14 protein-coding genes are annotated in these 13,362 nt (G+C 64.0%); 8 read left to right on the forward strand and 6 right to left on the reverse strand.

Annotated elements, in window-relative coordinates; translation table 11 throughout:
- Positions 1–14: 14 nt before the first annotated feature.
- Positions 15–452: a dUTP diphosphatase gene (gene dut, locus JZY91_RS06240; RefSeq protein WP_370639282.1), complete on the reverse strand. Its 438-nt coding sequence runs from the start codon at positions 450–452 to the stop codon at positions 15–17.
- A gap of 131 nt (positions 453–583) precedes the next feature.
- Here dut and JZY91_RS06245 point away from each other — a divergent pair, with 131 nt between their 5' ends.
- Positions 584–1,114, forward strand: a complete 531-nt coding sequence (locus JZY91_RS06245; protein WP_234947025.1) for a DUF3093 domain-containing protein — start codon at positions 584–586, stop codon at positions 1,112–1,114.
- Between the two features lie 8 nt (positions 1,115–1,122).
- Here JZY91_RS06245 and JZY91_RS06250 read toward each other — a convergent pair whose 3' ends face one another.
- Both JZY91_RS06250 and JZY91_RS06255 read right to left on the reverse strand, forming a co-directional pair.
- Positions 1,123–1,416 (reverse strand): DUF4193 domain-containing protein, encoded by a 294-nt coding sequence (locus JZY91_RS06250; protein WP_234947026.1) that lies wholly within the window; start codon positions 1,414–1,416, stop codon positions 1,123–1,125.
- 173 nt (positions 1,417–1,589) lie between these two features.
- Positions 1,590–2,462: an inositol monophosphatase family protein gene (locus tag JZY91_RS06255; RefSeq protein WP_234947027.1), complete on the reverse strand. Its 873-nt coding sequence runs from the start codon at positions 2,460–2,462 to the stop codon at positions 1,590–1,592.
- A gap of 46 nt (positions 2,463–2,508) precedes the next feature.
- Here JZY91_RS06255 and ppgK point away from each other — a divergent pair, with 46 nt between their 5' ends.
- Positions 2,509–3,270 (forward strand): polyphosphate--glucose phosphotransferase, encoded by a 762-nt coding sequence (gene ppgK / locus JZY91_RS06260; RefSeq protein WP_234947028.1) that lies wholly within the window; start codon positions 2,509–2,511, stop codon positions 3,268–3,270.
- Positions 3,271–3,459: 189 nt separating this feature from the next.
- Positions 3,460–5,094, forward strand: a complete 1,635-nt coding sequence (locus tag JZY91_RS06265) for an RNA polymerase sigma factor (protein WP_370639283.1) — start codon at positions 3,460–3,462, stop codon at positions 5,092–5,094.
- A gap of 940 nt (positions 5,095–6,034) precedes the next feature.
- On the opposite strand, the gene JZY91_RS06270 is transcribed toward JZY91_RS06265, so the two are convergent.
- From JZY91_RS06270 to JZY91_RS06280, 3 genes are all read right to left on the reverse strand, one after another.
- Positions 6,035–6,703, reverse strand: a complete 669-nt coding sequence (locus JZY91_RS06270; protein ID WP_234947029.1) for a DUF4190 domain-containing protein — start codon at positions 6,701–6,703, stop codon at positions 6,035–6,037.
- A gap of 112 nt (positions 6,704–6,815) precedes the next feature.
- Entirely contained in the window at positions 6,816–8,654 is a 1,839-nt protein-coding gene (locus JZY91_RS06275) for a DEAD/DEAH box helicase (RefSeq protein ID WP_234947030.1), read from the reverse strand.
- A complete protein-coding gene (locus JZY91_RS06280; RefSeq protein ID WP_234949075.1) occupies positions 8,651–8,908 on the reverse strand; it encodes a DUF3039 domain-containing protein in 258 nt (85 codons plus the stop codon). The genes JZY91_RS06275 and JZY91_RS06280 overlap by 4 nt, the downstream gene beginning before the upstream one ends.
- Before the next feature lie 48 nt (positions 8,909–8,956).
- Here JZY91_RS06280 and JZY91_RS06285 point away from each other — a divergent pair, with 48 nt between their 5' ends.
- From JZY91_RS06285 to JZY91_RS06305, 5 genes are all read left to right on the forward strand, one after another.
- Positions 8,957–9,418: a DUF3099 domain-containing protein gene (locus JZY91_RS06285; protein WP_234947031.1), complete on the forward strand. Its 462-nt coding sequence runs from the start codon at positions 8,957–8,959 to the stop codon at positions 9,416–9,418.
- A 32-nt stretch (positions 9,419–9,450) separates the two neighbouring features.
- Positions 9,451–10,926, forward strand: coding sequence for a methyltransferase (locus JZY91_RS06290; protein ID WP_370639199.1), 1,476 nt, complete (start codon positions 9,451–9,453; stop codon positions 10,924–10,926).
- Positions 10,927–10,991: 65 nt separating this feature from the next.
- Positions 10,992–11,426: a D-aminoacyl-tRNA deacylase gene (dtd, locus tag JZY91_RS06295; RefSeq protein WP_234947032.1), complete on the forward strand. Its 435-nt coding sequence runs from the start codon at positions 10,992–10,994 to the stop codon at positions 11,424–11,426.
- Between the two features lie 151 nt (positions 11,427–11,577).
- Positions 11,578–12,570 (forward strand): sigma-70 family RNA polymerase sigma factor, encoded by a 993-nt coding sequence (locus JZY91_RS06300; RefSeq protein ID WP_234947033.1) that lies wholly within the window; start codon positions 11,578–11,580, stop codon positions 12,568–12,570.
- Positions 12,571–12,660: 90 nt separating this feature from the next.
- On the forward strand, positions 12,661–13,347 hold the full coding sequence (locus JZY91_RS06305) for a metal-dependent transcriptional regulator (RefSeq protein WP_234947034.1): 687 nt from the start codon (positions 12,661–12,663) through the stop codon (positions 13,345–13,347).
- The last annotated feature ends 15 nt before the right edge of the window (positions 13,348–13,362 follow it).

Below are 13,362 nucleotides of genomic sequence, written 5' to 3' on the forward strand. Positions count from 1 at the left end.
ATCTGCTCTCGACCTTAATGCGTGCCCGTGGAGCCGTACCCGCCAGTACCGCGCGCCGTTTCGTCCAGCTCCTCGACCTCTTCGAAGCCCACAAGCTCCACCCGCTGCACCACCAGCTGGGCAATGCGCATGCCGCGCGTGACCTCGAACGCCTTGGCGCGATCGGTGTTAAGCAAGCACACCTTCAACTCGCCGCGGTACTCCGCATCGACAGTGCCCGGGGCGTTGACGATGGTGATTCCGTGCTTGGCGGCTAGCCCGGAACGGGGATGGATTAGCCCCACCGTGCCCATCGGCAACGCAATGGCAATGCCGGTGCCAATCAGGGCACGCTCTCCCGGGGCCAACGTCACATCCTCTGCAGCGTAAAGGTCCGCACCCGCGTCCCCGGCGTGGGCGCGCATCGGAAGGACTGCATCAGGGTGAAGGCGCTTCACCCGCAGCGGCTCCAGGGGCCAGGCGGCCGATGGTGACGTGGGCAGTTCTGTGTCTACGTGGTCGTTCACGTGCCCCACACTACGCAAGGTGCCTGTCTTGCTGGCCGCATGGAGTTTGGCCTTGGGGCTCAACTAAGGTTGAAACGGTGACCAACCTCAGTACTTCCTCCCCCGGGTCCGGATCTGCGGCACCGCAGGTGCTTTACACGGAGCGGCAATGGGTTCCCTGGTACTGGTGGGCAGCCGGTCTCGGCTTGGTCTTGCTTCTCGCGGCGCAGTTCGCGCTGAACAGGAACATCTGGTGGTTTGTCATCTCGTTCCTCGCCGTTGGCGCACTGGTGGGCTGGTTCCTCACCTGGTTGTCTAAGACAGTGCTGCGCGTTGAGTTAGAGGCGGACGGCACCCGCTGGCTTATTGTCGATGACGCGAATCTGCCCAATACTGTCGTCGCCCGCTCGATGGTGGTGCCGCTTTCTGCCCGGCAGAATGCGCTGGGCCGGCAGCTCGATCCCGCCGCGTTTCTGGTTTCCCATGCGTGGGTGCCGGAGCACGTGCTGCTGGTGTTGAACGACCCCGAAGATCCCACCCCCTATTGGATGATCTCGGCGCGCAACCCGGAAGCTGTGTTGGATGCTTTCGTGCCGGGTCAGCGCACCGAGACCAGCGCCGGGGAGTAGCCCCCGCCCTACTCGCAGTCCAGGCAGATCATGGAGCCGTCCGGCTCCGTGTGCGCCAGACGCTTGCGCTTCTGCACTAGGAAGCAGGATGCGCAGGTGAACTCGTCTTCCTGACGCGGCTTCACCTCAACGTTGAGCTCCTCGCCGGAAAGGTCCTGGCTGGGAAGCTCGAAAGAATCAACGATCTCGCCGTCATCATCCATGCTGCTGCCGGCAGCTTCGGCGGCCTTCAGGCCCTCGAGGGAATCGGTCTCAATGTCGTCGTCCATGCGGCGACGCGGCGCGTCGTAATCGGTAGCCACTGTGGGAGTCCTCCAGCCAATGCGGTCTTGCGCACATCGGTGCGTAAAAGTCGGTCAATGCGCGGTGTAACAGCGCTCGGTTGAGGCGCTGTATCTGCACGATTTAGGCGGAATAGTAAAGCAACCCGACACGTCTGTCATCCGTGCACGTCATACGAGGTAACGGGGGTAATTTAAGGCCCCTCCAAGGGTTGGTCCGCGCCTGCGGCAGCAAGCAGGTCCGCGAAGGGCTCCCACAACCGCGGTGCCGCGGCAATGACAGGCGCGCCGATGTCCGCGCGGTCCACAAGACCCGGGTGCACGACCTTCGCCCCCGCTTCGGCGGCGATGACAGCGCCGGCCGCGTAATCCCAGGGGTGCGTCCCGTGCTCGTAGTACGCATCCACCCGCCCCTCCGCCACGTGGCACAGGTCCAGCGCCGCAGAGCCGAGGCGCCGGATGTCGCGCACGCGCGGCAGAATGAGCCGCAGCATCTCCGCCTGCTTGGCGCGGCGGGCGGCGTCGTATGCAAAGCCCGTAGCTACCAGCGCCAGATCGGTGTTGGACTCGCGCGACGCAATCAAGCGCCGCCGCTCGCCGCCGCGCTCCACAAACGCACCCTCGCCGGCGGCAGCGGAGTACACGTCCCCGTTCGCCACATTCACCACGCACCCAGCAACCAGCTCGCCGTGCAGGGCAGCGCCGATCGAGACCGCATACACAGGCAGGCCGTAGAGGAAGTTCACGGTGCCGTCGATCGGATCAACGATCCACAGCACACCACTGGTGCCCGCTACATCCGCGCCCTCCTCCCCGAGAATGCCGTCGTCAGGCCTCAGCTCCTTCAGACGTTCAGTAATGCGCTGCTCGGCGGCTTTGTCCACCGCGGTCACCGGATCCACCGGCGAAGTCTTGGTGCTGGTCACTTGGGCGACGGACCCGTGCTTCGCCAGGAAATCGCGCTGGAGCACGATGAGGTCGGCGGCATCCTTGGCCAGGTCTAAGCAAACGTCGAGAAGCTCGGTGGCGGCGGGAGTGGGCTGAGAGGAAGTGGGTGTGGCGTCCATGTGCTCCATCGTGCCTGTGTTGCTCCCGTTTTGTACACTGCACGGCATGGCAGAGGGCACGAACCTTGGTGTGGGCGTGGATGTCGGCGGCTCCGGCATCAAGGGCGCAGTGGTTGATCTGGATACCGGCGAGTTTGTCGGCGAGCGGGTGAAAATTCTCACCCCGAAGCCGGCCACCCCGGATGCGGTTGCCGCCGTGGTTGCGGATATTGTGCGCGAGCTGGACTGGGACGGCCCCGTCGGCGTGGCGCTGCCGAGCGTGATCAAGCACCAGGTCGCCCAGACCGCGGCCAACATCGACAAGTCTTGGATTGGCACCAACGTCCACGATCTGCTTTCCCGCCACCTCGGCGCGCGCCCCATTGCCGTGCTGAACGACGCTGACGCGGCCGGCCTCGCCGAAGTAGCGTTCGGGGAGCCGGAGGCGCAGAACGGCGCCGTCATCTTCCTCACCTTCGGCACCGGCATCGGCTCCGCATTCTTCGCGGAGGGCAGGCTCTTCCCCAACACCGAGCTGGGGCATTTGCTTATCGACGGTCGAGATGCCGAGCACATTGCTTCCTCCGCCGTGAAGGATGCTGAAGAGCTCAGCTACTCCCAGTGGGCGGAACGCGTTGATGGCGTGCTGCACGAGTTTGACCGCCTGTTCAACCCCACCGCGTTCGTTGTGGGCGGCGGAATCTCCCGCAAGGCGGAAAAGTGGGTGCCGAAGTTGACGGTTGATGTACCCGTCATCCCCGCGAAGCTGCGCAACCGCGCGGGCATTGTGGGTGCGGCGATGGCAGCCCACGATCACGTCACCCCCTAACACTTCTGCGCCCGGTCGGCGGGTCGGTGGAATTTAATCCGCGGGCCGTTGTTACACTTGGCGTTCTGAAATCGCGGACGGAAGTCCGTACCCTGGTGTGCCACATACCCCGGCCACCGGGGTCCGCCCCCGTAAACGGCTCCCACCGTGCGGGGAGCGGGAGATGATCCGACTGTGGAAAGGGCGTACGTGGTAGCCAGCGAAGCTTCAGGCGAGGACACCGTCACCGGCGCGGCAAACGCACCTGGCGGTGATACCGGCACGGAATCCACCACCGGCACAACCGGCACCAAGCGTGCTGTGAAGAAGACGGCGAAAAAGACTGTCAAGAAGACGGCTAAGAAGGCCGTGAAGAGGACCTCCACCGCCACTTCTGCGGCAGCTGAGGGTGCGGATGTGGAGGCAGCCGATGATGGCGAGCAGGCTCCGGTGAAGCAGGCTGCCAAGAAGACCGCGAAAAAGACCGCCAAGAAGGCCGTGAAGAAGGCTGCCAAGAAGACGGCGAAAAAGACCGCGAAGAAGGCAACGAAGAAGACGGCGAAGAAGACGGCGAAGAAGGTTGCCGCTAAGGACTCGGCCGTTCCTGGCGAGGACCAGCTCGAGCCGGAAGAGCTTGAGACCGAGGACGGTCTTAGTGTCGGCGAAGAGGAGCCGGCCGATCTGGATTACGACCCAGAAGACCCGGAGCTCATCGACGACGAGGATGACGCGTTCGATGACGAGCTGCCGGGCGACCTCGAGGACGATGAACTCGACGGCGATGAGGCCGACGAGGATGAAGAGGACGAGGAAGATGAGGACGAAGAGGAAGACGATGGCTCCTCCGTCTGGGACATCGAAGAATCTGCCGCCCTCCGTCAGGCCCGTAAGGATGCGCAGCTCACTGCCTCTGCTGACTCTGTTCGCGCGTACCTGAAGCAAATCGGCAAGGTGGCCCTGCTTGACGCGGAGCAGGAGGTTTCCCTGGCCAAGCGCATTGAGGCTGGCTTGTACGCCCAGTACCGCCTTGATGAGATGGCCCGCGCCGCGGAAGAGGGTGACAAGGATGCCAAACTCACCCCTGCGATGAAGCGTGATCTCCGCGCCGTTGCACGCGACGGACGCAAGGCGAAGAACCACCTGCTGGAGGCCAACCTCCGCCTCGTGGTTTCCCTGGCAAAGCGCTACACCGGCCGAGGTATGGCGTTCTTGGACCTGATCCAGGAGGGCAACCTGGGCTTGATCCGTGCTGTGGAGAAGTTCGACTACTCCAAGGGCTACAAGTTCTCCACCTATGCAACATGGTGGATCCGCCAGGCCATTACCCGCGCGATGGCGGACCAGGCCCGAACCATCCGCATCCCGGTCCACATGGTCGAGGTGATCAACAAGCTCGGCCGCATCCAGCGCGAGCTGTTGCAGGACCTCGGCCGCGAGCCGACGCCGCTTGAGCTGGCGAAGGAAATGGACATCACCGAGGAGAAGGTCCTCGAGATCCAGCAGTACGCCCGCGAGCCGATCTCACTGGACCAGACTATTGGCGACGAGGGCGACAGCCAGCTAGGCGACTTCATCGAGGACTCCGAGGCCGTGGTCGCCGTGGACGCTGTCTCCTTCACACTGCTGCAGGACCAGCTCCAGGACGTGCTCCACACGCTCTCCGAGCGCGAGGCCGGCGTGGTCCGCCTGCGCTTCGGGCTTACCGACGGCATGCCGCGCACCCTCGACGAGATCGGCCAGGTTTACGGCGTGACCCGCGAGCGTATCCGCCAGATCGAGTCGAAGACCATGTCTAAGCTGCGCCACCCCTCCCGCTCCCAGGTACTACGCGACTACTTGGACTAGGCGGACCGGGCTGGCGCTGTGCCAGCTTGGCGACGATTGGCCGGGCGAGACGATTTCTCGCCCGGCTTTGCGTTGCACCGAGCGAAATGTTTTCCGCCGTGCGGAATCGCGCCCTGCGGAGCACTCTCAACCCTCACGTGAAGGTTCTCCGCCGTGCGGAACACTCTCAAGTCTCGCTTCATGGTTCTCCGCCGTGCGGAAGACCCTCAAGTCTCACTTCATGGTTCTCCGCCGTGCGGAACACTCTCAACCCTCACGTGAAGGTTCTCCGCCGTGCGGAACACTCTCAACCCTTACGTGTAGGTTTTCCGCCGTGCGGAACACTCTCAACCCTCACGTGAAGGTTCTCCGCCGTGCGGAACACCCTCAAGTCTCACTTCATGGTTCTCCGCCGTGCGGAACACCCTCAACCCTCACGTGAAGGTTCTCCGCCGTGCGGAATCGCGTGCGGAGCATTCTCAACCCTCGCGTGAATGTTTTCCGCCGTGCGGAACACTCTCAACCCTTACGTGAAGGTTCTCCGCCGTGCGGAAGATCTGCCAGGCTTTGCCTGGGCAGCCGTGGTTTTCCGCCGTGCGGAATCGCGACCTGCGGAACACCCTCAAGTCTCACTTCAGGGTTTTCCGCCGTGCGGAATCGCGCGCTGCGGAACACTCTCAACCCTTACGTGAAGGTTTTCCGCCGTGCGGAACACTCTCAACCCTCACGTGAAGGTTCTCCGCCGTGCGGAACACCCTCAAGTCTCACTTCATGGTTCTCCGCCGTGCGGAACACCCTCAAGTCTCACGTGAAGGTTCTCCGCCGTGCGGAACACTCTCAACCCTTGCTTCATGGTTCTCCGCCGTGCGGAACACCCTCAACATGAAAGAGACCCCAGCACGTAGCCGGGGCCAGAATCTGCTGAACCAGGCCGGCTCCAAAACCGGACTGGTGCTGCGAGTTAATTGTTCGCGTTCGGGTTCAACCGCGGGTTGTTCAGCACCTCGCGCTGGATGCACTCCTGCAGCTCCTGCGGGTTGTCCTGGTACTGCTCACACTTTTCGATCATCCCGCTGTCCAGCACTTCTTGGGCGATCTGGTAGCCAAAGGCGAAAAGCGCGGCGGACACAACCAAGGAGATTGCGCCCATGACGATACCGGCGATGGCCTTGCCCTTGCCGCTGTTTGCGCCCGGCACGTGGACGCCAGCTTGAATGTCCTTGGCGCGGCGGATACCCAAGAAGCCGAGCACGATGGAGACAAGGCCGAGGACGATCGCAAACGGGAAGAACAGGACGATGAAGATCAAAGCAATGATGCCGACGACCAGGGCAGCGGTTGACATCGAGTTCTTCGGAGCCACCCCTGCTGGCCCGTAACCCGGGTAAGGCTGCTGGCCGTAACCGTCCTGGCCGTACTGGCCGTACCCAGAATCCTGGCCATACTGGCTGTAGCTGTCTTGGCCGTACTGGCCAAAGTTGGACTGGCCAGTTTGCCCGTAATCGCTCTGCTGGCCGTAGGAGCCATAATCGGGCTCCTGCCCGGACGGGTTGTAGGCGGAGTAGCCCTCAGGGTGGTTAAAGCCGCTCGGGTCCGGCTGATTGCGGTTGGGGTACGGGTTGTTAGTCACAGTGATCTCTTTCTCGACTCATGTCTGTTGAAGTTTCCCCGCCATGATACAGATCCCGCCCCGGCACAACGGTCGCCAAAGCCCCTACCGGAATGCCTTACAGCCAAAGCCCCTACCAACCGCGGAGGTAGGCAATGCGGTCGCGAAGTTGCTCCGCGTTGCAGAGCGCCGTGGGTGGACCGCCGCAAGCGTTGCGCGCCTCAGTATGGATCGCGCCGTGGGCGCGCCCGGTTTTACTTGCGACGATTGCAACACGCGCGTTGAGCTCCTTGCGCAGCTCCGGGATTTCGTCGGAGGCAACAGCTCCAGAAGTGCCGGCCCCAGAAGTGCCGGCCCCTGAACTGCTGGCCCCAGCTGACGCAGCCCCGGCTCCGCCGCTTGGTGGTTGGGATGTTCTTCCGTCGTTAAGCGGGGAGCCCGGAAGGGGCTCGCCCAAAAGCTCGGCGCGCTCGCGGGCCTGCCGCTCGGCCGCCCGGCGCGCCTTCTCCTCGGCGTCCCTCGCGTCGAGCTGGTCGCTCTGGCGTTTACGCAGAAGCAGTTTCACCTGCTCAGCGTCAAGCAAACCGGGAAGCCCCAGGAAGTCCTGCTCCTCGGCGGAGCCGGCTTCAGTTGGGGTGCCGTAGGTGGAGCCTTCGAAAATGAGCGAGTCCAGCTCGGCGGACGCGCCGATGGCCTCGTAGCCGGTGAGCTCGTCCGGCTCGTTCTCGGTGCGGTTCGCCTGCTCCAAGAGCTCGTCGGACCAGCCGGATTCGCGGTGCGGCTTGCCCAGCACGTGGTCGCGCGCAACCTCCATGTCCTCGGCGAGCTGAAGCAGCACCGGCACGGACGGCAGGAACACCGAGGCAGACTCGCCGGGCAGGCGGGAGCGCACAAAGCGCCCGATGGCCTGGGCGAAGAAGAGCGGGGTGGACGCGGAGGTGGCGTAGACGCCGACGGCCAAGCGCGGCACGTCCACGCCCTCGGACACCATGCGCACGGCCACCATCCACTCGGACGTGGAGTTGGAGAATTCTGTGATGCGGTCGGATGCTCCGGCTTCGTCCGAAAGCACGACGGTGACCGGCGTGGAGCTGATGCCCTGCAGGATCTTTGCGTAAGCGCGCGCGGTGGTGGTGTTGGTGGCAATGACCAGCCCGCCGGCATCCGGCATGTGGGCGCGGATCTTCATCAGGCGGGTGTGCGCGGCTGTGAGCACCGCCGCGATCCAATCGCCTTTCGGGTCCAGCGCCGTGCGCCACGCTTTCGCTGTCTGCTCCGCATTCAGCGGCTCTCCCAGACGCGCGGAGTATTCCTCCCCCGCCGAATCCTTCCACTGGGCCTCGCCGGAATAGGCCAGGAACACCACCGGGCGCACTACGCCGTCGCGCAGCGCCTCGGCGTAGCCGTAGGTGTAGTCGGACTGGGAGACCAAGTGGCCCTCCCCGTCCTCTTCGTAGCGCACGAAGGGGATCTGCGAATCGTCGGACCGGAACGGCGTGCCGGTCAAAGCCAAGCGGTGCTCTACGTCGTTGTACGCCTCATAGATACCGTCGCCCCAGCTCTTGGCGTCGCCCGCGTGGTGGATCTCATCCAGAATCACCAGCGTGCGCCGCGCACTTGCAACGGCGTGGTGCTTGAACGGGTGCATGCCCACCTGGGCGTACGTGACCACAATGCCGTCGTAGGCAGGGTTCACCGCGGACGCGTTGGTGAAGTCCGGGTCCAGCGACAGACCGAAGCGCTTTGCCGCGTCTGCCCACTGGTGCTTCAGGTGCTCGGTTGGCACCACCACGATGAGGCGCTGCACGCTTTTCGACGAATACAGCTCCGCCGCCAGCGTCAAAGCAAACGTCGTCTTGCCGGCGCCCGGCGTAGCAACAGCGAGGAAGTCTCGCGGCTTGTCCCGCAGAAACGAATCAAGGGCCTCCTGCTGCCATGCGCGCAGACGAGGCCCCGAGGTTGACGATGTCACTTGCGGCGCAGCCCCTTGTAAATACGCTCGCAGTCCCCGCACACGGGCGATCCCGGCTTTGCCTGCTTCTTCACCGGGAACGTCTCCCCGCACAGGGCCACGACCATCTTGCCGGAGATAGCCGAGTCGACGATTTGGTCTTTCTTGACGTAGTGGAAAACCTTGGGGGTTCCATCGTCAGTCGTGGACGAGGTATCTTCCCGCAGGTCGGTGCGCTCGAGGGTTTTCGTCGTCGTCTTCACGCCCACCATCATGCCCCACATGGCGGAAGAACTTAAGCCGGAGGGCTACCCTCTAAAGCTATGAGCGCAACCGGCGAGCACTTCCACGACCGTGACACGGTGGACGTGGATGTAGAGCCCGAGGGCAAGAAGCCCCGCCGCAGTCGACGCTCCTCCCGCGCTCTGATCACGGACCTCAAGCATTCCCCCGAGCAGAACCGCCAGAGCCGCGAGAAGCAGTACCTCATCCTGCAGGGCATCCGTCTGCCGTTCATTCTGCTTTCCCTCGTCGCCGCGTTCGGCTGGAACAACTGGGGTTTGGCCTCCATCTTCTTCCTCATTTCTGTTCCGCTACCCTGGATCTCGGTGATGGTGGCCAACGGTGAGGGCGAAGTGCGTGACGCGCGTTCCCGCAACGTATATAAGCCCGCGGTTGCGCGCGAGGAGGCATACCGGCTGGAGGCCGCACGCCAGGCCCAGCTGAACCAGGCTTCCCAGTCTGGCAGCGCGCAGGCGCCCAGTATCATCGAGCACGACGATTAGACGCCTTCGACGCGAAGGAGCTTGAAAGCCTCGTGACCGCTCCCACTCCCCCAGCGCCACTCATGCGTGAGCTTGCTGCCGCGCTCACCAGCGCAAACTTCACCGCCGAGGGTATCGCCGCGCACTTGGGCCCCGACGCCACCGACGCGCTTTACCGCGGCGAGCCCGGCGTTGTCCTCGCCGCCACCCGCGGCGGCACCACGCTGGATTCGCTCATCCGCTTCTTCCTCCTACGCCGCCCCGCCACCGGCGAGCAGCTCGCGGACATGCTGGGTTCCCGGCTGGGGCTTTCGCTTATCGACGCTTCATTTGTCGCCCCAACCCCAGCAGGCGACCTTGAAGTCCAGTTTGACGTTCGACCCCACATCGTGGCCGGCGAGCCTAGGTTGGTGCTGTCGGACCGAGACGCCTCCGTCACCGACATCGTGCCCGGGCGGGACCACGTTCTGGGTGTTGGTGCCGCGTCCCTGTCTCTCTTATCCGCCGCACCCCAGACACCCGTGGACCGGGTTTTGGACCTTGGCACCGGTTCCGGCATCCAGGCCCTGGCCCAGGCAGGTTGCGCGGAGCGCGTGGTGGCGACGGATGTGCACCCCCGCGCAATTGCGCTCGCGGAAGCAACGCTTGCAGCAAACAACGTGGACAACGTGGAGTTGCGCACCGGCGGCTGGTTCGATCCGGTGGCCGGCGAGCGGTTCGACCGGATCGTGGCCAACCCGCCGTTTGTGGTGGGGCTGCCGGAGGTTGGTCACGTCTACCGCGATTCCGGGCTCGCGCTCGACGGGGCGACCGAACTCGTGCTTTCACAAGCACCGGACTACCTGGCTGAGGACGGCACCGCGTGCGTGTTGGGCGCGTGGGTCCACACCTTGGACACACCGTGGCAGACGCGTGTGGCCTCCTGGCTGCCGTCGACAGGCATCAGTGCGTGGGTGCTGCAGCGGGACGTGGTGGACCCCGGCATGTACGTCTCCACCTGGCTCAAGGATGAATCAGTGGACCCCCGCTCCCGCGAAGCCATCGAACGCACCGAGACGTGGCTGGACTTTTTCGATGCCCATGACGTGCACGCAATCGGCTTCGGCTGGGTGTTCCTCCGCGACATCGGGGATGCATCGTCCGAGATCACTGCCGAAGAGCTGCGCCAGACCTTCACCGATCCCCTCGGCCCCGAGGTGGAGGAGTACTTCCTGCGCACTGACTGGCTGCGGGGCCGCGACAGGGACGGTGTCCTAGACGCGGCGTACCTTCTCCGTCCCGGCGTGGCGTTGGAAGACGTCCAGTTGGCGGTCCTAGACGCGGCGTACCTTCTCCGTCCCGGCGTGGCGTTGGAAGACGTCCAGTTGGCGGATGACGTAACCGGTATGGGTTTTGCGCCTGAGGTCATCTTTCCGGGCTCCACCCGCAAGGCCTGCCCTTACGCGCGGTGGTGGGCCTGCTCGCAGCCTCGCGCGGCCTTACCGACGCGGCCCAGATCGCCGAGCTGGAGGCGGATGCCGCGAGCGTGATCGTTGACCTGGTTCGCCACGGTTTAGTTATTTATCCCCGCTGACATTGCAGAGGTGGTTGCGGCATGAGAGCAGTGCTGACTCGGGTTTCCAGCGCATCGGTGACTGTCGACGGTGAGATTGTCGGCAGCATCGATTGCCCGCAGACCGGCGGAATCTTGGCCTTGGTGGGTGTCGGCGCGGACGATGGCGAAGACGCATGCGAAACGATGGCCCGCAAGATCGCCGAGCTGCGAATCCTGGAGGGCGAGCGATCTGTGCTGGACGCGGACGCGCCCGTGCTCTTGGTTAGTCAGTTCACGCTGATGGGAAGAACGGCCAAGGGGCGGCGCCCCTCGTGGTCCGACGCGGCGCCGGGTGACGTTGCAGAGCCGGTAATCGAGGCGATTGCAGCAAGCTTGCGGGACCGCGGAATCACGGTTGAGCAGGGCCGATTTGGTGCCAAGATGCGGGTTGAAAGCGTGAATGAAGGCCCGTTTACCGTAATCGTCGAAACTTAGCCTGCACCGCCACGCAGGAGTGATACGATTCACACATCAAAGTGATGTGCCCGGGTACGGAAATCCCCACTCCCCACCCCCGGGAACAAACGCGAACCCCCGCGCGTTATGTAGTTGGATTCCCCACAACCTTATGAGGAGGCAGCACCACATGACTCAGCCGGATCATGCCAACGCCGCAGAGCAGGAGGAAGTTGACCGCGGTAGCCGCCGAAATCAGACGAACGATAACCCGTCCGCTGACCTTGTCCGCGTGTACCTCAACGGCATTGGCAAGACCGCTCTGCTGGATGCAGAGGAAGAAGTTGAGCTTGCCCAGCAGATCGAGGTTGGGCTGTACGCCCAGTACCTCCTGGATGACCCGGACACCGAACTCACCCGCGCGATGAAGCGCGACCTGAAGATCCTGGCCAAGCAGGGCCGCAAAGCACGCGCCCACCTGCTCGAGGCGAACCTCCGCCTGGTTGTCTCCCTGGCGAAGCGCTACACCGGCCGCGGGATGCCGCTATTGGACTTGATCCAGGAGGGCAACCTGGGCCTCATCCGCGCGATGGAGAAGTTCGATTACACCAAGGGCTTCAAGTTCTCCACTTACGCCACCTGGTGGATCCGTCAGGCCATCACCCGCGGAATGGCGGACCAGTCCCGCACTATCCGTCTCCCGGTCCACCTTGTGGAGCAGGTGAACAAGCTTTCCCGCATCCGCCGCGAGATGTACCAGTCCCTGGGACGCGAACCGACGAATGAGGAGCTGGCGGAGGAATCCGGCATCCCCGAGGCGAAGATTGAGATGCTGCTGCGCCAGTCTCGTGACCCGGTGAGCTTGGACATGCCGGTCGGCGCTGATGAAGAGGCGCCGTTGGGCGACTTCATCGAGGACGCCGAGGCGACCGACGCAGAGGATGCGGTGGTGTCCACCCTGCGCCACGACGACATCGAAGACATTATTAACGGCCTCGAGCAGCGCGAGCAGGATGTGATTCGCCTGCGCTACGGTCTGACCGATGGTGTGCCGCGCACACTGGATCAGATTGGCCGCGAGTTCGGCCTCTCCCGCGAGCGGGTCCGACAGATCGAGCGCGAGGTAATGGCCAAACTTCGCGTGGGCGAGCGGGCTGACCGTCTCCGCGATTACGCGATGTAAATACCCAGGTCGAACACGTTGTGCCCGGTGCATGCACCGGGCCTTTGTGTTTCCCGCAACATTCAGCTGGGCTGGGTTAAAGTAGTGCGTATGCGTGATCTGGTCGACACCACGGAAATGTACCTGCGGACGGTATATGAGCTTGAGGAAGAGGGCATTATCCCCCTGCGCGCCCGCATCGCAGAGCGCCTTGAGCAGTCCGGCCCCACGGTGTCCCAGACAGTGGCCCGCATGGAGCGCGACGGGCTGATCGTCGTGGAGCGGGACAGGTCCCTTTCCCTCACGCCGCAGGGTCGGGAGCTGGCCACGTCGGTGATGCGTAAGCACCGCCTTGCAGAGCGCCTGCTCACCGATGTGTTGGGGCTGGACATTGAAGAGGTCCACGAGGAAGCCTGCCGCTGGGAGCATGTGATGAGCGATGCGGTTGAACGCCGCGTTGCCGCGGTGCTTGAGGATCCGAGCCGCTCCCCCTTCGGTAACCCCATTCCGGCGTTGGAGGAGATCGGCGGCCCGAGCACGGTTGATATCCAGCAAGGTCAGCGCAGCGTTGACCTGCGCTTGACTGGCCCCGCGCAGGTGAAGGTGGTGCAGATCAGCGAGATCCTCCAGCAGGGCACAGCAGTGCAGTCCCCGCTGATCTCCCTCGGTTCCCTGGTGGGACAAACCGTAACCCTGGACCCGCACGAGGACGGGGCGATGACGGTGACCACGCAGGAAGGCGAGTCGGTAGAACTCGCCCCCGAGTTTGCGCACGCGCTGCGCGTTGAGCTGGCCTAGAGCTAGCGTGGCCCC

Origin of the sequence: Corynebacterium sp. CNCTC7651, assembly GCF_021496665.1 — a bacterium.
Lineage (GTDB): Bacteria > Actinomycetota > Actinomycetes > Mycobacteriales > Mycobacteriaceae > Corynebacterium.